21 protein-coding genes and 2 other annotated features (1 of these 23 only partly in view) are annotated in these 18316 nt (G+C 32.1%); of the genes, 1 reads left to right on the forward strand and 20 read right to left on the reverse strand.

Annotated features, from left to right (window positions below):
- Positions 1-78: 78 nt before the first annotated feature.
- From secDF to BDW31_RS04305, 15 genes are all read right to left on the reverse strand, one after another.
- A complete protein-coding gene (secDF, locus tag BDW31_RS04235; protein WP_053024737.1) occupies positions 79-2364 on the reverse strand; it encodes a protein translocase subunit SecDF in 2286 nt (761 codons plus the stop codon).
- A 224-nt stretch (positions 2365-2588) separates the two neighbouring features.
- Positions 2589-2849 (reverse strand): preprotein translocase subunit YajC, encoded by a 261-nt coding sequence (yajC, locus tag BDW31_RS04240; protein WP_011275581.1) that lies wholly within the window; start codon positions 2847-2849, stop codon positions 2589-2591.
- A gap of 15 nt (positions 2850-2864) precedes the next feature.
- A complete protein-coding gene (gene tgt / locus BDW31_RS04245) occupies positions 2865-4004 on the reverse strand; it encodes a tRNA guanosine(34) transglycosylase Tgt (protein WP_037536731.1) in 1140 nt (379 codons plus the stop codon).
- A gap of 19 nt (positions 4005-4023) precedes the next feature.
- Positions 4024-5049 carry a tRNA preQ1(34) S-adenosylmethionine ribosyltransferase-isomerase QueA gene (queA, locus tag BDW31_RS04250; protein ID WP_037550966.1) on the reverse strand — a complete coding sequence of 342 codons (1026 nt, stop codon included), beginning with the start codon at positions 5047-5049 and terminating at the stop codon, positions 4024-4026.
- Between the two features lie 19 nt (positions 5050-5068).
- Positions 5069-6058 carry a Holliday junction branch migration DNA helicase RuvB gene (gene ruvB / locus BDW31_RS04255; protein ID WP_037550968.1) on the reverse strand — a complete coding sequence of 330 codons (990 nt, stop codon included), beginning with the start codon at positions 6056-6058 and terminating at the stop codon, positions 5069-5071.
- A gap of 52 nt (positions 6059-6110) precedes the next feature.
- The gene (ruvA, locus tag BDW31_RS04260) at positions 6111-6716 is read right to left on the reverse strand and encodes a Holliday junction branch migration protein RuvA (RefSeq protein WP_053024738.1); all 606 of its coding nucleotides are present in this window, start codon (positions 6714-6716) and stop codon (positions 6111-6113) included.
- A gap of 12 nt (positions 6717-6728) precedes the next feature.
- Positions 6729-7184: an ACT domain-containing protein gene (locus BDW31_RS04265; protein WP_037550972.1), complete on the reverse strand. Its 456-nt coding sequence runs from the start codon at positions 7182-7184 to the stop codon at positions 6729-6731.
- A gap of 11 nt (positions 7185-7195) precedes the next feature.
- Positions 7196-8488, reverse strand: coding sequence for a GTPase ObgE (obgE, locus tag BDW31_RS04270; RefSeq protein WP_037550974.1), 1293 nt, complete (start codon positions 8486-8488; stop codon positions 7196-7198).
- Between the two features lie 152 nt (positions 8489-8640).
- Entirely contained in the window at positions 8641-8925 is a 285-nt protein-coding gene (rpmA, locus tag BDW31_RS04275; protein WP_011275573.1) for a 50S ribosomal protein L27, read from the reverse strand.
- A gap of 11 nt (positions 8926-8936) precedes the next feature.
- A complete protein-coding gene (locus BDW31_RS04280) occupies positions 8937-9257 on the reverse strand; it encodes a ribosomal-processing cysteine protease Prp (protein WP_037536746.1) in 321 nt (106 codons plus the stop codon).
- Between the two features lie 3 nt (positions 9258-9260).
- On the reverse strand, positions 9261-9569 hold the full coding sequence (gene rplU, locus BDW31_RS04285; protein ID WP_002448968.1) for a 50S ribosomal protein L21: 309 nt from the start codon (positions 9567-9569) through the stop codon (positions 9261-9263).
- 13 nt (positions 9570-9582) lie between these two features.
- Positions 9583-9659, reverse strand: a sequence feature (ribosomal protein L21 leader region).
- Between the two features lie 46 nt (positions 9660-9705).
- Complete coding sequence (gene mreD / locus BDW31_RS04290) at positions 9706-10215, reverse strand: rod shape-determining protein MreD (RefSeq protein ID WP_037550976.1); 510 nt, start codon at positions 10213-10215, stop codon at positions 9706-9708.
- A complete protein-coding gene (mreC, locus tag BDW31_RS04295; RefSeq protein WP_053024739.1) occupies positions 10215-11051 on the reverse strand; it encodes a rod shape-determining protein MreC in 837 nt (278 codons plus the stop codon). The genes mreD and mreC overlap by 1 nt, the downstream gene beginning before the upstream one ends.
- A gap of 196 nt (positions 11052-11247) precedes the next feature.
- Positions 11248-11370 carry a hypothetical protein gene (locus BDW31_RS12705; RefSeq protein ID WP_011275568.1) on the reverse strand — a complete coding sequence of 41 codons (123 nt, stop codon included), beginning with the start codon at positions 11368-11370 and terminating at the stop codon, positions 11248-11250.
- An 80-nt stretch (positions 11371-11450) separates the two neighbouring features.
- The gene (locus tag BDW31_RS04305) at positions 11451-11927 is read right to left on the reverse strand and encodes a DUF4930 family protein (protein WP_053024740.1); all 477 of its coding nucleotides are present in this window, start codon (positions 11925-11927) and stop codon (positions 11451-11453) included.
- Positions 11928-12092: 165 nt separating this feature from the next.
- Here BDW31_RS04305 and BDW31_RS04310 point away from each other — a divergent pair, with 165 nt between their 5' ends.
- Positions 12093-12272 (forward strand): hypothetical protein, encoded by a 180-nt coding sequence (locus BDW31_RS04310; protein ID WP_011275566.1) that lies wholly within the window; start codon positions 12093-12095, stop codon positions 12270-12272.
- 56 nt (positions 12273-12328) lie between these two features.
- Here the strand turns inward: BDW31_RS04310 and BDW31_RS04315 are convergent, their stop codons facing one another.
- From BDW31_RS04315 to BDW31_RS04335, 5 genes are all read right to left on the reverse strand, one after another.
- On the reverse strand, positions 12329-12610 hold the full coding sequence (locus BDW31_RS04315) for a hypothetical protein (RefSeq protein ID WP_053024741.1): 282 nt from the start codon (positions 12608-12610) through the stop codon (positions 12329-12331).
- 69 nt (positions 12611-12679) lie between these two features.
- Complete coding sequence (gene radC / locus BDW31_RS04320) at positions 12680-13366, reverse strand: RadC family protein (protein WP_110709210.1); 687 nt, start codon at positions 13364-13366, stop codon at positions 12680-12682.
- A 15-nt stretch (positions 13367-13381) separates the two neighbouring features.
- Complete coding sequence (locus BDW31_RS12930; protein ID WP_080287551.1) at positions 13382-14077, reverse strand: prepilin peptidase; 696 nt, start codon at positions 14075-14077, stop codon at positions 13382-13384.
- Between the two features lie 192 nt (positions 14078-14269).
- Complete coding sequence (locus BDW31_RS04330) at positions 14270-15532, reverse strand: bifunctional folylpolyglutamate synthase/dihydrofolate synthase (protein WP_037550987.1); 1263 nt, start codon at positions 15530-15532, stop codon at positions 14270-14272.
- An 11-nt stretch (positions 15533-15543) separates the two neighbouring features.
- On the reverse strand, positions 15544-18174 hold the full coding sequence (locus BDW31_RS04335; protein ID WP_110709212.1) for a valine--tRNA ligase: 2631 nt from the start codon (positions 18172-18174) through the stop codon (positions 15544-15546).
- A gap of 43 nt (positions 18175-18217) precedes the next feature.
- Positions 18218-18316, reverse strand: a binding site (T-box leader); it runs 120 nt beyond the window's last position.

Below are 18316 nucleotides of genomic sequence, written 5' to 3' on the forward strand. Positions count from 1 at the left end.
AACGCTAAGTTGATAAAACTATTAATGATACTAGAAAAAGAGTAGAACATTGAATACAATGTCCTACTCCCTAATAATTTATACTAAAATCTTTTCATCATTTGATTTTTTCTCTTTGTATACCGTTAATTTACCGTTATCTGCTTTTTTAAGTTGTCGTTTCTTCATTATACCCCATAAAGGTACAGCGATAAATACTGAAGAGAATACACCAGATACTAATCCAATTAATAATGCTAATGAGAAATTGAATAAGCTTGATGCCCCAAATATTAAAATCGCAACTACGACAACAATTACTGTTAAAACAGTATTAACGGAACGAGTCATTGTTTGACGAATAGAGCGATTAACGATGTCATCGATTTGCTCTGGTTTGGTAATGACTTTAATTTTATGCAGATTTTCTCTTACACGGTCAAATGTTACAATCGTATCATTAATTGAATAACCTACGATAGTTAGTACTGCTGCAATAAATGTAATATCAACTTCCAAACGAAGTAAGCTGAATAATGCAACAATCATAAAGACATCATGCAGTAATGCTAATACCGATGATAGACCCATTCTCCATTCGAATCTTAGTGAAACATAGATAATAATACCTATTGCCGCATAGATAAGAGCCTTCATAGCGTTTTTAGCTAATTCTTGTCCAATCATTGGTGATACTGTATTTACAGTTGGTTTATGACTGTATTCATTGTTCACTTTTTTGTTAAGTTCTACAACTTCATTTTTAGATAAATCTTTCTTAAATCTCACAGTTGCTTGTTTATTGTCACTACCATTTATTTGAACTTGATCTGGAGTTAATCCCATGTCTTTCATCGTACGTTCAACTTTAGGTTGAGACAATTTTGTATCAGAGTCAATATCAACACGCGTACCTGCAGAGAAATCAATACCTAAGTTTAATTTGAATATACTTAAAATCACAATACCAACAATCAAAATCAGAATACTGAATCCGATTAATGGTTTGGCTAATTTAACAAAATTCCACTTTTCATATGAAGTTTTAAGATCATGAACATCTACACCTTCATTAATATCATGTCTATTTTTCTTACTAACTCCAAATAGCCAGAATTTCTTCTTAAAGTAATTAGATGATACAAGTAATGATAATAAACCTCTTGATAAAAATACAGCTGTTACAAATATCATAAGAATACCTAAAAGTAACATTGTCGCAAAACCTTTTACTGAACTTTCACCGAAGAAGAATAATACACCCGCAGCAATAACTGTAGTTAAGTTCGAGTCAAATATCGTTAAGAGTGAACTCTTGTTTGCTTTAGAGTAGGCTTGTTTTAACGTCCTACCAATTCGCAATTCATCTTTTATCCGTTCATACATAATTATGTTCGCATCTACAGCCATACCTACACCGAGTACGAGAGCTGCTAATCCTGGTAATGTAAGAACACCAGAAATGAAATTAAATGCTACTAATGTAAGATAAATATAAACAGTCAATGCGATGATAGCAACTAAACCAGGTAGTCTATAGAAACCGACCATAAATAGATATATAATTGCTACGCCTATCGCTGATGCAAATATTGTTTTATCAAGTGCATCTTGACCAAACTGTGCACCTACTGAATTAGAATAAATTTCTTTTAAATCAACAGGTAGTGAACCAGCATTTAGTAATTCTGCAATTTGTTTAGCTCTTTCCACACCTTGTTGACCATGGAATCCACCTGAAATTTCAACACTATCTGAATTAATAGGTTGATCTACTGAAGCAGCTGAAACGTATTTACGTTTATCTTCAGTTTTTTCTAACTCTTTATGGTAGCTATCACCTTTTTTATAATCAAGCCATACTACCATCATATTTTCTTGTTTTTTCGAAATTTCTTCTGTTACTTTTTTAAATTTAGCACGATCTTTTAATTTAAATGTAACAGCTGGTTCATTAGTACCTTGCTTAAATTCTTGTTTTGCTGAACCTTGTACAATATCTTTACCAGTTAATTTAACTTTATCATTGGCATCACGAATAGTTAAATTGGCTTGGGAAGATAATATTTTACGAGCTTCATCTGGATCTTTAACACCCGCTAATTGAACTCTAATTCTGTCTGGATCCTCAACTTGAATATGAGGTTCAGAAACACCGAGAACATTGACACGATTTTCCAAAGTTCTAGCAGTTGATTGTAAGGCTTTCTCATCAATTTTTTTATCACCATCTAATGGTTTAACTTGATAAAGAACTTCAAATCCACCTTGTAAATCTAATCCAAGATTTACGTTTTTAACTACATTCTTATATGTAAGTCCCATTCCAACGAACAAAACGGCTACAATTAGTATGAATGCAATTATCCTACTAAATTTCTTCACATGAACACCTCATTGTTTACTTATGTACTAAGAATAATCTTTTAATAAACCATGTGCAAGTTAATTAAAAATTACATAGTTATTACATGACCTATCTATATTAACATACTACATCTTTTAGTGAAATTAAGATTATTACGCATATACTTATAATAAAAAAACTGTCAACATAGTATGAACTTTGTCGACAGTTTTAAATAAATAAATTTCATTTCCCCTTAACTTTAAGAAGGGTCTACTTGTTTAATTGCTGGTTTTTCAAAAGTCATTTCTGTTCCATGACCATTAACTGTGATAACAACTGTAGTTTCATCAACAGCTTTAACAGTTCCTTTCAAACCACCAATTGTAGTAATACGTTGACCAGATTCGATTCGGCTAATCATTTCACGATGTTCTTTAGCACGTTTTTGTTGAGGTCGAATTAAAAAGAAATAAAATACTATAATTAAAATTATAGGTAAAATAAGTGCTGAAACGTTCATTATGTTGTCTCCTTATTAGAAATTTTTAGGGTTTTCTACATTAAGCCCATATTGTTCAAAGAATTCATCTTTAAAATCTAAAAGACGATCTTCTCGAATAGCTTGTCTAATATCTTCCATCAATTTTAGCAGAAAATGTAAATTATGAATAGTAGTAAGACGGATACCGAAAGTTTCTTCAGCTTTAATCAGATGTCTGATATAAGCACGTGAATAATTCTTACATGTGTAGCAATCACAATTTTCATCTAGTGGTTTAAAATCGTTTGCATATTTAGCATTCTTAATTACTAATCTTCCGTTTGAAGTCATACATGTACCATTTCTAGCAATACGCGTTGGTAATACACAATCAAACATATCCATGCCACGTATGCTACATTCAATTAATGCATCAGGAGAACCTACGCCCATTAAATAACGAGGTTTATCATCTGGCATATATTGCACTGTATGTTCAACCATTTCATACATAACTGGTTTAGGTTCGCCTACCGACAACCCACCAATAGCATATCCAGGGAAATCTAAAGCAACTAATTCCTTAGCGCTTTGTTCTCTTAAATCTTTATATTCGCCACCTTGAATAATACCAAAGAGTGCTTGGTCCTCTGGGCGCTTATGTGCGTTTAAACAACGCTCAGCCCATCTCGTAGTGCGTTCAATTGAATCCTTAACATACTTATACTCAGAAGGCATAGGTGGACATTCATCGAAAGCCATCATTATATCTGAACCTAAGTCATTTTGTATTTCCATTGATTTCTCTGGACTTAAAAATAACTTTGATCCATTTGTATGATGTCTAAACTCAACACCCTCTTCAGTTATCTTACGGAGATTACTTAAACTAAATACTTGGAAACCACCTGAATCAGTAAGAATAGGGCCATCCCAATTCATAAACTTATGCAGACCCCCAGCTTGTTTGATAATATCATTTCCAGGTTGTAACCACAAATGATACGTATTTCCTAATATTATTTTCGCTTCTATTTGTCTTAATTCTTCAGGACTCATTGTTTTAACAGTTGCTTTTGTTCCTACCGGCATAAACATAGGCGTTTCAAAAGAACCGTGCGGTGTATGAACGATACCTAAACGTGCACCTGATTGTTTACATGTCTTTATATGTTCATAAGTTACTGCTGGCATATTTAATACCTCTCATTCATTAAATAATTAACATCGCATCTCCAAAACTGAAAAATCTATATTCTAGTTTAACAGCTTCTTTATATGCGTTTAAAATGTTTTCTCGACTACTAAATGCTGATACAAGCATGACTAAAGTTGATTTAGGTAAATGGAAATTAGTAATTAAACCATCTATAGCTTTATATGTAAATCCTGGATATATAAAAATATCAGTCCATCCACTAACAGCTACAAATTCATTGTAATCACGACGAATAGTCTCTAAAGTCCTTGTTGAAGTTGTACCTACAGAAATGATTCTATGACCTTCTTTTTTTGTTTGATTTAATAAGTCAGCTGTTTCTTGGGTCATTTGATAATATTCACTATGCATTTCATGGTCATTAATATCTTCAACACTTACAGGTCTAAATGTTCCTAATCCAACATGCAATGTTATAAATGCAATATTTATACCTTTTGCTCTAATTTCATCTAAAAGTTCATCTGTAAAATGCAACCCTGCTGTTGGTGCTGCTGCAGAACCACTTTCTTTAGCGTAGACAGTTTGATAGCGGTCAGGATCATCTAACCGTTCTTTTATATATGGCGGTAAAGGCATTTCACCGAGTTCATTTAATCTTTCCTCAAGAATTCCTTCATAATGCAAACGCATGATACGTCCACCTTGATCCAATTCCTGTATACATTCAGCTATAATCTTACCCTCTCCGAAAGACAACTTATTCCCAACTTTAATTCGCTTTGCTGGTTTAAGTAATACTTCCCAATCATTATTCTCAATTCGAGTAAGCATAAGCATTTCAACTTTTGCACCAGTCTCTTCTTTTAAACCAAATAATCGTGCAGGCATAACACGTGTGTCATTTAAGACAAGTGTATCACCAGTTTCCAAGTAATCAATGACATCTTTAAAATGTTTGTGTTCAATGTTACCACTGTGTCTACCTAACACTAACAATCTACTTTGGTCTCTATCTTTTAAAGGGGTCTGAGCAATTAATGATTCAGGCAAGTCATAATCAAATTCCTCAACATTCATTTTTTATATCCCTCATTTATTAAAAATTTTTGAAATGTTCGTATGCAAATGCAGTAGCTTTTCTACCTCTTGGTGTACGCTCTATAAATCCTTTTTGAATTAAAAAAGGCTCATAGACATCTTCAATTGTTATACGCTCCTCACCGATTGAAACAGCTATAGTATCAAGACCCACCGGACCACCATCATATTGATTAATGATGCATCTCATCATTTTATGATCAATGTAGTCTAAACCTTCTGCATCTACTTGAAGCAATTGTAAAGCTTGTTTAGTAGTCTCAATATAAATCTGTTCATCTTCATTGACTTGTTGAAAATCTCTAACGCGTTTCAATAAACGATTTGCGACTCGAGGCGTTCCTCGTGAACGTTTAGCTAACTCAGTTGCACTTTCATCATCAATTTTTGTGTTTAACACTTCTGCTGTTCGAATTATAATTTCCTTTAAATCATTTTCATTATAATATTCTAATCTCAGATGAACGCCAAATCTATCTCTTAGTGGACCAGTTAAGCTTCCAGCCCGTGTAGTCGCACCTACTAGTGTAAATGGAGGCAAATCTATTCTAATACTACGAGCTTCATCACCTTTTCCAATGATAATATCAATGAAGAAATCCTCCATCGCTGAATATAAAACTTCTTCAACGGTGCTGCTTAAACGATGAATTTCGTCAATAAATAGTACATCCCCAGGTTGCAAACCAGATAGTATTGCTGCTAAGTCACCTGGTCTATCTAATGAAGGACCTGAGACAGTTCTTATATTAACGTTCATTTCATTTGCGATAATATTGGATAGTGTTGTTTTACCTAATCCTGGTGGTCCGAATAGAAGTACATGATCCAATGGCTCTTCACGTAGTTTAGCAGCTTTAATGAATACTTCTAAGTTGTTCTTTATTGATGATTGCCCAATATATTGTTTTAACATTGTTGGTCTAAGTGATAATTCGAAAGAAGTTTCTTCACTATGCAAAGATTGATCAACCATTCTGTCATCCATAATTTCTCCCCCCAGATACATTAGTAGTTGTAAATAATACGAATTTTCTAATTTAAGACACAAGTGTTTTTAGTCCTAGTTTTACTGCTTCATCAACAGAATCAAATGTTGATTTGTTGAGTACTTTTTCAACTTTAGAAATTTCTCGTTTTGAGTAACCTAAAGCCTCTAGGGCGAGTAATGCTTCTTTAACTAGTTTTTCGTTATTTGAATTTTCTTCATTGATGCTTAAAAGTGTCTCAGTTGTTTCACTTGTAATTTGAACTTTGCCTTTTAGATCCAGCACAATTTGACGTGCAGTTTTCTTACCAATACCTGGAAACTTAGTCAAATAAGCATCATTCTCATTTTCAATTGCCATTTTAACTTCATTTGGTGTACTAGTAGCTAAAATTGCTAATGCAGACTTTGGACCTATACCTGTAACTTTGATTAAACTTAAGAACATATCTTTTTCTTCTTCATTAATAAATCCATAAAGTAACTGAGCATCTTCTCTAACAATTAAAGATGTATAAATTACTAATTCTTTCTCTAAATATTTTTGAAATCGATAGGAATTTGGAGTCTGAATTTCATATCCAACCCCATTAGTTGATTCAACAACTACATGCGTTGGAAATAATTGCGTCAATTTACCTCTAATATAAGCGTACATTCGTTACCTTCCTTACATACTCATACTTATTAATTCAACTTTAGAAACATGTTCAATATTTCTTAATGCCTTTATAATTTCATCAATTGAAATGGTGGTATCTTTTGCGCTAAGTGATAATGTTATCGTAGCTTTCTCTTCCATTGGTACACTTTGATGTATAGTAAGAACAGATAATTGCAATTTAGAAACCTTATTAAGTACTTGCGCTAACATCCCAACAATATCATTAACATAAAGAATAAGCGTAAATTCACGATGATCTAACATTTTTTCATCTACAGGGAAGATTGTTTCTCTATATTTATAAAATGCACTACGTGAAAGATCAAATAATTTAACAGCTTCATAAATGGACAATTCCGGATTATTTTTTAAAGCATCTTTAATTTTTAATGTTTTTACCACTGATTCAGGTAAGACATCTTCACGTATCAAGTAAAACTTTTTATAATCTTTATTGTCCACTGTTAGCACTCCTATTCTACAAATTCAAATTCTCCACCTAAAATTCTAACGATGTCTCCATTACTACAGCCACGTTCTCTCAGTGCATCATCAATACCCATTGAACGCATTTGTCTAGCAAACCTTCTTACTGCTGGGTCACTATTAAAGTCTGTCATTTTGAACATTCTCTCAATTGCATTACCACTTACTACATACGCACCATCGTCGTCTCTAGTGATAGTGAATTTATCTTGAGAAGGCGTATGTTTATAAAGTACACGGTTAACACCTATTTCTTCATCGTTATCAACGCTAAAGTCAATATCTTTAACTTCATCTAATTTATCTGCTATAGCGTATAATAACTGTTCAATATTATCTCTTGTAATTGTAGAAACAGGAATTATCGTAACGCTATCATCTACTTGTTCTTTAAATAAAGTTAAATTATCTTGTGCATCGGGCATATCCATTTTATTAGCGACCACAATTTGAGGTCTATCCTCTAATCGTTGTTTATAATTTATTAATTCTTTATTTATAATTTGGTAATCATCAAATGGATCTCTACCTTCTGATCCACTCATGTCTATCATATGAACAATCACTTTTGTACGTTCAACATGTCTTAAAAATTGATGTCCTAATCCAACACCATCTGAAGCACCTTCAATTAAACCTGGTAAATCGGCCATAACAAAACTTCTATTGTCAGGTGTTGAAACGACACCTAAATTTGGCTTAATTGTAGTAAAATGATACGCACCAATCTTTGGTTTTGCTTTTGAAACTATTGACAATAATGTTGATTTACCAACACTAGGGAATCCAACTAATCCAACATCTGCTAATAATTTAAGCTCTAATGTTACATCTAATTCTTCACCTGGCTCACCATTTTCACTAAAGTCTGGTGCTGGGTTTCTAGGTGTAGCAAAACGAGAATTACCTCGTCCACCTCGTCCACCACGAGCTACGACAGCACGTTGGCCATCTTCAACAAGGTCAGCTAATACTTCATCCGTTTCCACACTTTTGATTATTGTACCAGGAGGTACTTTTAAAACTAAATCGTCTGCACCTCTACCATGCATATTACTACTTTGCCCATTCTCGCCCTTTTTAGCTTTAAAATGACGTTGGTATCTAAAATCTAATAATGTTCTTAATCCCTCATCTACTTCAAAAACAACTGATGCGCCCTTACCACCGTCACCACCAGCTGGACCTCCAAATGGAACATATTTCTCTCTTCTATAGGCAGTGATACCATTACCACCATCACCAGCTTTAAGAGATATTGTAACTTGATCGACAAACATATATCTCACCTCTTTTACGATTTGTTCTTTAATGACAACATTATATCATTATCCATTAAAGCATGAAAAATTAACACTATAAAGTTACTACTTTTGTATTAAAACAAAATAAAACACCAGAAGCATTCACTTCTGGTGTTAACTAGACAAAATTATTCAGCTACTGCGTATACAGAAACTTGTTTTTTGTCGCGACCTTTGCGTTCGAAACGAACAACGCCGTCGATTTTAGCGAATAATGTATCATCGCCACCACGACCTACATTTTCACCAGGATAAATTTTAGTACCACGTTGACGGTATAAAATAGAGCCGCCTGTAACGTATTGACCATCAGCACGTTTAGCACCTAAACGTTTTGATTCTGAGTCACGACCGTTTTTAGTAGAACTTACCCCTTTTTTAGATGCAAAGAACTGTAAGTTTAATTTTAACATCGGGATACACCTCACTTGTAATTTAATCTGATATTTTCATTATATTCATCTTCAATCGTTTGTAAAGAAACTAACATTGCTTGAAGAATTAATTGCGCTTGTTCATTGTTTGTATCTACACTTCTTATATGAAAATGACCTCCATCATCCTCATAGTCAATGTCTGGTTTCTCAGAAGTTAAACCTAGAATTGCATTAACGCTTCCAAACAAAACCGCTGAGGCACCTGCACAAACAATGTCATGTCCATATTCACCATGATTAGCATGACCATCCATAATAACGTCTGTTACTTTTCCACTATCATTAATAGTGATGTCAACTGTAATCATAAATTAAGCGTTGATTTTATCAATAGTTAATTTAGTATATGGTTGACGATGGCCTTTTTTACGTTTAGAGTCTTTACGACGTTTATACGTAAATACAGTGATTTTTTTACCGCGACCTTGTTTGTTAACTGTAGCAGTAACAGTAGCACCTTCAACAGTTGGGGCACCAACTTTAACTGAATCGCCACCTACAAATAATACTTTATCAAATGTGAATGAGTCACCTTCATTAACATCTAATTTTTCAACGAAGATTTCTTGACCTTCTTCTACTTTAATTTGTTTACCGCCTGTTTCGATAATAGCAAACATACTTTGCACCTCCTATATTAATAAGTCACGCCATATATAGGTGACATTAAAAATGTTCTTAAACCTATATTTGAGCGGTTGTATGTAGCTATAAAACTACTCAACTATTGCATCTTACCATTACTAAATACCGGTGTCAATCTTGTATATGAGTTTTTTTCATAAATTTTATAAAAACTGGGAAAAGTATAATAAGTAAAATGACATTTAATAAAATAGTTGGAATCATTCTTAATAAGATGAAATTGATTATATCAATATTAGCAAATCCAATCACACCATAAATAATTGCTACGTAAATTTCGAAAACAATAATACTAATAATACTCAAAATACAAATCATTGTATAGTCTCGATAAAAAACTTTGAGAAATTTATCAAATATAACGACAAGTGCTAAGTAACCAAACATATATAATCCATAGACACTGCCGACATATATATCAGTTACGATTCCAAACAGAATTGCGAATATTAATCCGATTCCAAAGCTACGATAAATCGTTATCAACAAAATATACAACAAAATTAAGTGAGGAATAAAATTAAACTCGAAATGACCAAGATGCATTGGGATTATAAGTCCAATGATACTGTCAATGTAAAACAGTACTACACCAACGATTAAGTACAAAAATACTCTCATCAATTGTCCCTGCTTTCATCGGTAGCATTGTCAGGATCTTTTTTGGCGATATATATGTGGCTAATATCGGATAAATTAGCGCCTGTTTTAACTCTAACTTCTTTTGCTAATCCATACTCATCATTTTCAACTTTGGTCACTTCACCTATGTATAAATCACTTGGCAATTGATCGGCTAATCCACTAGTTATGACCTTATCGCCTTTTGAAACCTTATCTTTATTATTGATATTGCCAATGACTAGTTCTTGATTCTTTTTATCATACTGGTCGATTAAGCCAAATACATTTTTAGAATCGTGTTGAATGTTAACAGACAATTTACCTGTTCTAGTGTTAGTAGATAATAAGTCTACTTGTGCTGAAAATTGGTTAACTTTCGTTACTCTTCCAACTAAACCTTCAGCTGTCATAACAGCCATATTTGATTTAACACCGTCTTTATTTCCTTTATCAATGATTATTGTATTCATCCATTGGTCAGCATTTCTAGCGATTACAGCACCAGAAATTGGATCATATTTAGAAATATCAGTCATATCTAATTCTTTTTTTAAATCTTTATTTTCCGCTTCTAACTTTTCATTTTTAGCCTCTAGTTGTTTTATTTTCTTGTTGTCAGTTGTTTTATTTGAGCTAAAAAGATTATTTATCGCTCCAGTAACAAAATTGACAGGATAGCTCACGACTCTTTGCCCAAGAGAAACAGAATCCCCCACATATTGTTCAGGAGGTGATTGGGTATGTGACCTTAATGACAAACCAATCAGTGCAATAAAAATTATAACCGCACAAAAAACAACAATTAATTTGTTATTTTTAAAAAACTTTTGCACTCATAACACCTCTACAAATTCTAATTTAAATCATCCTTTATTATTTTATATTACTCGTTGTTTGAAATAAAGCACTAAGTTCATTCTATATCAACATCTTTAATTAAAAAAGAGATTAGATAGCACGACTATTACGCAATGCGTCAAATAGTTAGTGGTACCTAATCTTAATAAACTCAGTATGAACTCAATTTAGTTATTTATCTTTATCCTTTTTATCATCGTCACTATAAAGTTTTTCATCTTTTCTCCATTTAGCGAAAAGATTTTGTGCTTTAGCTTGTTCATTTGCTTGTTTTTCTTTAGATTGTTCAGACATGTATCACACCAACCTTTGAAATATAGTTTATAACTTAACCATAACGTAGAAAATAAACTAGTTCAATTATGAAAACTTAATTAATATGCATCAAAAGGCTTTAATTCAATATATTGACCAAGTGCATTCAAATCTTGTTCCATTTCTATTTCAGTTCGATATACTTTTATTTGATCACTACCAAATTTATAAATAATGAATTCGTCATTACGTTGTCCAGCAATGTAATTGTCATTATATCCCATTCTTCCTAAGCCTGATACAGCCATAAACTCTTTCTTGTCTATGTATTTAAATACATTTCTTGTTTGACTTGCCGGGATATTTTGTAAAATATCATTATCCTCAAGCACATAACGCTTACCATTTGTTGATATGTTATGAGGACAATCTAAATTGCTAGGTGAGTTATTCAACTGCTCATTGTTTATAGAATGATTTATCGGATTCCAATCTTGATCCCTTAGAAATGGTGCGTATTTTAATGCAAAATATATAATACAAATAATAGCTATAACTGCAATAATATTTTTTATAATACTAAGAAAAAACCGCATTAAATACCCTCCAATAGTAATCTTTATTATAATAGAACAATACTATATCAACATCAGTCTTTAGCATGATAATGGTATGTACTAAAGTATGATTCCAAATTAATACTGGATGCTTTATAATAAGGTTATATTATCGTTTATGGATATTCATGAGGAGTGTTGATAATGAGTATTGTGAGTATCATTTTAATTGCATTACTTGTGATATTGTTATTTAGAGTTGGGTTTGCAATTCTTAGATTTATAATATCTGCAGCCTTAATATTATTAGGATTATATTTAGGATATCAAGGCATACTTTGGATTATGGAAAATTTCCAAGTACTATCAGCCTATATTCAATAAATTATTAAACTAGCCATGTCTCAATTCTTGTAGGATTGATATTGCAATGGCTAGTTTTATTTTTTAAATGTATGTGTCAGATAGTTAAATAATTTATATACACCTGATAATAATAGTCCCCATATTACCCCTGTAATTAACGAGGCAAAAATTAATGATGTTATATTAATATTTTGACCGCTTATCAGTACACCTATTACAGAAAATAAGACAATCCCTATCATAGATAAAACAATTGTCGTGAACATTTCCTTAAGTCCAATCGTATGTTCTTTGATTGTCAGTCTAAGAACATAAACTACTGGTATCAAAATTCCTATTATTAAAAATAATGTCATAATGCACCTCTATAAAATTTTTCAACCATAATTATACAGGATTACTAATATTTTAAACAAATGATATCATTAATTACTCAAGTCAAAGTAACCTTCTTCTACTAAACTAGCATATTTTTGATCACCAATAATTATATGATCAAGGACTTGAATTCCTAGTAATTCACCACATTCTTTTAATCTAATTGTTGTTTCAATATCTTCTTTAGAAGGTGTGACATCGCCAGAAGGATGATTATGTAAAACTATAATCGCATTACTAGTTGCTCTAATAGCTGCTTTGAAAACTTCCCGTGGATGTATTACTGAAGAATTTAATGTCCCTTTATAAATCGTTTCTTCTTTTATCACAATGTTTTTAGAGTTTAATAAAAGTACTACAAAATGTTCTTGAGTCAAATCTTTCATTTTTGACATCATAATATTAGATACATCACTTGGTGATGTTATCTTAATTTTTTCATTAAAATCTCTAGCATACATTCTTTCACCTAATTCAAAAGCAGCTTTAAGGATGACTGCTTTATATAGTCCAATTCCTTTAATGGTTGTTAAATCATTAATTGATAAATGTTTTAATTCTTTCAAACCATTAAAGCTAATCATTAATTCATTAGCAATATCTAAACTTGAAAATCCTTGTCTTCCTGTATTTATAAGAATTGCTAATAACTCACTATTTGATAAACTTTTTGCTCCATTGTGAATAAGACGCTCTCTAGGTAATTGAGACTTTGCCATACTTTTAATTCTCAAACTAGATCAACCTTTCTAAATGTATAATAGCGTGTTCTGGTATAAATAATTTGTCATCATAAAACCAATAAACATGAATGGTACAAAAGGAATATAAGTTTGCTGTTTCATTATTAATAAAATTGAAGAAACTATAATAGCGATTAATAGCGTATAAAGAAGAAATATCAAATAAAAGTGATATGGGAAAAAACAAGATAAGATACTTAATAGTAATATATCACCATATCCTATTTGTCTTGGAAAAAGAAAATAGTATAGATGTAATATTAAAGTGAAGAATATAAAGGTTGAAAAATAAATCATCGTGATTTTTGCACATACAATAGTATATAGAATTATTATGACTATATTAATTGTTAACGTTTGAAGGTCATACAATGCCATTGTAAGAAGGAATAAATAAGTAGTAATAAATAGAGAGAAGTGTACATTAGTATCAAAATTAATTATTAAAGGGATAATTAAGAAGGCTAAGCATTCCCCAAAAATATAATGACGTTTTAACTTTTGATTACAACAATTAGATTTTCCTTTTAAAATAAAAAAGCTAAATATAGGTATTAATTCGAACCAACCTAATTTACGACCGCAATGATCACACTTGGAACGCCTAACCAGATAATTCAAATTCAAACTGTTCGTATTGGTGAGATGGTATAAAAAACTAAACAAAACACTACAAACATAAGATATTAATAACACTAGCATCACCTAAACTAATTATAACTATTTCATCTTGAAAGTAAATGAGTTATGTTATTTATTTTATAAATAAATAATAGTATTTAAGAAAAATGTTAATTTCATTATCAATAACTAAAATTTAGTGATAATCAAATATCCCCGAGTCATTTAGGTACAACGTTATCCTAAATGACTTGGGGATATACTATTTCAAGTTTAAAATTCAGTTTTACTTTTTACTTCACTTATAAAATATAAACTACCAGTAATTAATAACCCATTGCCATCATAATTTTTTATATAAGAAACATAATCATCAATAAATTCAATATGCTCTAAATTTACTTGTTCTGACAACTCATCTTTAGTCAATGCTTTAGGGAAATCGAATTCAGTGAAATATAGGTGATTTGAGATCTCTTCAAGTTTATTAAGCATGCCATGCACTGGTTTACCTTTTATTGCCGAGAAAAGAACGTCCATTTTTTCGTTATCATAATAATTCTTAATCGTATCAATTAAAGCTTCAATACTTTCGTTATTGTGGGCTCCATCTATAATGATTAATGGATTCTCTTTTACTTGTTCAATACGACCAGTCCAACTAACACTCTCAATAGCATCAATCATTTTATTAAAATCTAACGTAATAATTTCTTGTTCATATAGCTCAATCAATGCAGTAATTGCAAGCGCTGCATTTTCTTTTTGATGTTCACCAAGCATGTTTAAAATAATTGTTTCTAACTCATAGTCCTTATAACGATAAGTGAATTCATCGTCTTGTGAAACAACCACAATCTCACGGTCTAATTCAATTGGTTTCGCCTCATTACTTTCAGCTAAGTCTCTAATATATTTTAATGCTTCCTCATTTTTAACAGCATAAATCACAGGTATATTAGGTTTAATAATGGCACCCTTGTCTTTTGCAATATCTAAATAAGTGTTACCTAAAATATCAGTATGATCTAATCCAATACTTGTAAGTACTGAGAGAATTGGGTTAAACACATTAGTAGAGTCATTTTTTATACCTAACCCTGCTTCAACTACAACAAAATCAACAGGGTGAATTTGTCCAAAGTATACAAACATCATTGTTGTAATGATTTCAAACTCAGTAGCACCACCTAGTTCTGTTTCCTGCTCTAAAGCTTCACTAATTGGTTTAACTATTTCGACTAATTCAACAATCTCGTCATTTGTAATTGGAAGTCCATTTAGACTAATTCTTTCATTAAAAGTTTCAATAAATGGAGAAGTAAAAGTTCCTACCTCATAACCATTTTCCACTAAAGCTGCTCTAATGTAAGCTACAGTTGAGCCTTTTCCGTTTGTACCACCAACATGTATGCCTCTAATATTTAATTGAGGGTTATTCAAACGATCTAGCATCCACTCCATACGTTTTACACCAGGTTTGATACCAAATTTAGTTCTCTCATGTATCCAATACAAACTCTCTAGGTAATTCATTGGCGATTCTCCTATGCTTTTAATTGTTCAATTCTGTTTTTTACACCATCATATTTTTCTTGATAACGTAGTTGTTTTTCTTTTTCTTCGTTGATAACTTTTTCAGGCGCTTTATTAACAAAATTTTCATTAGATAATTTTTTATCAACACGATCAAGTTCTTTTTGTAATTTATCTAATTCTTTTTCTAAGCGTGCAATTTCTTTATCCATATCAATTAGACCTTCTAAAGGTAATATAACTTTACCAGCGATTACCACTGCAGTCATTGCTTTTTCAGGAATATCAATATGTGTATCAATCGTTAATTCACTAGGATTACAGAATTTATGAATATAATCTTCATTTACAATTAGTGTTGCTTTAATATTTTCATCTTTAGCTTGAATGTAAATAGGTATAGCTTTAGAAAGTGGCGTATTTACTTCAACACGAGATTGTCTTACAGATTTGATAATTTCAACTAATTGTTGCATCGTTTGCTTACTTTCTTCAAATACAAGTTCTTCCCTAACCTTAGGCCATGATGCTTTCACAATCGTATCGCCTTCATGTGGAAGACTTTGCCATATCTTCTCAGTAACAAAAGGCATAAACGGATGTAACATTCTCATAATTTGATCTAGTGTATAACTTAAAACAGAACGTGTCGTTTGTTTTTGTGCTTCATCTTCACCATTCATTGGTATTTTACTCATTTCAATATACCAATCACAGAACTCGTCCCAAATGAAATTATATAGTGCACGACCAACTTCTCCAAACTCATACTTTTCACTTAAATTAGTAACTGTTTCAATCGTCTCATTTAAACGAGTTAAGATCCATTTATCCGCTAATGAAAGGTTTCCAGTTAAATCGATATCCTCAAATTTAAATTCATCACCTATATTCATTAAGCTAAAACGTGCACCGTTCCATATTTTATTAATGAAATTCCAAACAGACTCTACTTTCTCAGTAGAATAACGTAAGTCATGACCAGGTGATGATCCTGTTGCCAAGAAATATCTTAAGCTATCTGCTCCATATTCATCAATTACATCCATAGGATCTACACCATTACCTAATGATTTACTCATTTTCCGACCGTCTTCAGCTCGAACTAAACCATGAAGTAAAACATCGTTGAATGGTCTTCTGTCAGTAAATTCAAGACCTTGGAATATCATTCTTGCAACCCAGAAGAAAATAATGTCATATCCAGTTACAAGTGCATTAGTTGGATAGTAACGTTTAAAATCATCTGCATCAATATTCGGCCAACCTAAAGTTGAAAATGGCCACAATGCACTAGAGAACCAAGTATCTAAAACATCTTCATCTTGCACCCAATTATCAATATCTTTAGGCGCTTCTTCACCAACATAAATTTCACCAGTTTCTTTATGGTACCAAGCAGGTATTTGATGCCCCCACCATAATTGTCTAGAAATTGTCCAGTCTCTAATTTCTTCCATCCAACGATTGAAAGTGTTCTCAAAACGTGGTGGATAAAAATCGATGCGATCATCTGTTTTTTGATTATCAAGTGAACGTTGCGCTAACGGTTTCATTTTTACAAACCATTGCGTTGATAAGTAAGGTTCAACAACAGCACCTGAGCGTTCAGAATGACCAACTGAATGAACATGCTCTTCAATCTTAATGACTAGATCTTGCGCTTTTAAATCTTCAACCAATTGTTTACGACATTCAAATCGATCTAATCCAGCATATTTATCAGCTTTATCGTTCATTTTACCATTTTCATCCATGACAATAATGTTCTCTAAACTATGTCGTTGACCAATCTCAAAATCATTTGGATCGTGTGCTGGCGTTACTTTCATAGCGCCACTACCAAAATCAATATCAACATATTCATCAGCTAATATCGGTAACTCTCGACCAACAATTGGTAATATAACTTTCTTACCAATTACATCTTTATAGCGGTCATCATTAGGATTAACAACTATGGCAGTGTCTCCTAACATTGTCTCAGGTCTTGTTGTCGCAATTTCAATATGTCCATCACCATCAGCATAAGGATACTTAAAATGATAGAAATGACCCTGCACATCCTCGTGAATTACTTCAATATCTGATAAAGCCGTTCTAGCTTCAGGATCCCAGTTAATAATACGTTCACCACGATAAATAATGCCTTTATTGTATAAGTCAACGAAGACTTTTCTTACTGCTTTACTTAACCCATCATCTAAAGTAAAACGCTCTCTACTATAATCTAGACCCAAACCTAATTTAGCCCATTGTTGGCGTATAAATGACGCATATTCTTCTTTCCATGACCAAGCGTGTTCTAAGAACTTCTCACGTCCGATATCATGACGAGAAATGCCTTGTTCTTTTAATTTAGCATCTACTTTTGCTTGAGTAGCAATACCTGCATGGTCCATACCAGGTAGATATAGTGTGTCATACCCTTGCATACGTTTCATACGCGTAATAATATCTTGTAAAGTTGTATCCCACGCATGTCCAAGGTGTAATTTTCCTGTCACATTGGGTGGTGGAATTACAATTGTATATGACTCTTTTGATTTGTCTTCTGAGGGTTTGAAATAATCATTCTTTACCCATTCTTCATAACGCCCAGCCTCAACTTCGCGTGGATTATACTTAGGCTCCATGTTCATCGATTAAAACCTCCTAATAATTAAAAAAACATCCTCCTAAATAATATAGGACGGATGTTCCGTGGTACCACCTAAATTCAAGTATAAATTAATATACCTGCACTTAATTTGATTAACGCTCAAACACGCTTTTATCTACTAA

This window comes from Staphylococcus sp. AtHG25, assembly GCF_003217445.1.
Classification (GTDB): domain Bacteria; phylum Bacillota; class Bacilli; order Staphylococcales; family Staphylococcaceae; genus Staphylococcus; species Staphylococcus haemolyticus.

Excerpts from the sequence above, each read along its gene's own strand:
- ruvB (WP_037550968.1), bottom strand. The coding sequence starts at position 6,058 with ATGGATGACAGAATGGTTGATCAATCTTTGCATAGTGAAGAAACTTCT.
- BDW31_RS04305 (WP_053024740.1), bottom strand. The coding sequence starts at position 11,927 with ATGCGGTTTTTTCTTAGTATTATAAAAAATATTATTGCAGTTATAGCT.
- tgt (WP_037536731.1), bottom strand. The coding sequence starts at position 4,004 with ATGCCAGCAGTAACTTATGAACATATAAAGACATGTAAACAATCAGGT.
- BDW31_RS04310 (WP_011275566.1), top strand. The coding sequence starts at position 12,093 with ATGAGTATTGTGAGTATCATTTTAATTGCATTACTTGTGATATTGTTA.
- BDW31_RS12705 (WP_011275568.1), bottom strand. The coding sequence starts at position 11,370 with ATGTCTGAACAATCTAAAGAAAAACAAGCAAATGAACAAGCTAAAGCA.
- rpmA (WP_011275573.1), bottom strand. The coding sequence starts at position 8,925 with ATGTTAAAATTAAACTTACAGTTCTTTGCATCTAAAAAAGGGGTAAGT.
- ruvA (WP_053024738.1), bottom strand. The coding sequence starts at position 6,716 with ATGTACGCTTATATTAGAGGTAAATTGACGCAATTATTTCCAACGCAT.
- obgE (WP_037550974.1), bottom strand. The coding sequence starts at position 8,488 with ATGTTTGTCGATCAAGTTACAATATCTCTTAAAGCTGGTGATGGTGGT.
- queA (WP_037550966.1), bottom strand. The coding sequence starts at position 5,049 with ATGAATGTTGAGGAATTTGATTATGACTTGCCTGAATCATTAATTGCT.
- BDW31_RS04335 (WP_110709212.1), bottom strand. The coding sequence starts at position 18,174 with ATGAACATGGAGCCTAAGTATAATCCACGCGAAGTTGAGGCTGGGCGT.
- mreD (WP_037550976.1), bottom strand. The coding sequence starts at position 10,215 with ATGAGAGTATTTTTGTACTTAATCGTTGGTGTAGTACTGTTTTACATT.
- yajC (WP_011275581.1), bottom strand. The coding sequence starts at position 2,849 with ATGAACGTTTCAGCACTTATTTTACCTATAATTTTAATTATAGTATTT.
- rplU (WP_002448968.1), bottom strand. The coding sequence starts at position 9,569 with ATGTTTGCTATTATCGAAACAGGCGGTAAACAAATTAAAGTAGAAGAA.
- BDW31_RS04280 (WP_037536746.1), bottom strand. The coding sequence starts at position 9,257 with ATGATTACAGTTGACATCACTATTAATGATAGTGGAAAAGTAACAGAC.
- BDW31_RS04330 (WP_037550987.1), bottom strand. The coding sequence starts at position 15,532 with ATGAATTACCTAGAGAGTTTGTATTGGATACATGAGAGAACTAAATTT.
- BDW31_RS04315 (WP_053024741.1), bottom strand. The coding sequence starts at position 12,610 with ATGACATTATTTTTAATAATAGGAATTTTGATACCAGTAGTTTATGTT.
- BDW31_RS12930 (WP_080287551.1), bottom strand. The coding sequence starts at position 14,077 with ATGCTAGTGTTATTAATATCTTATGTTTGTAGTGTTTTGTTTAGTTTT.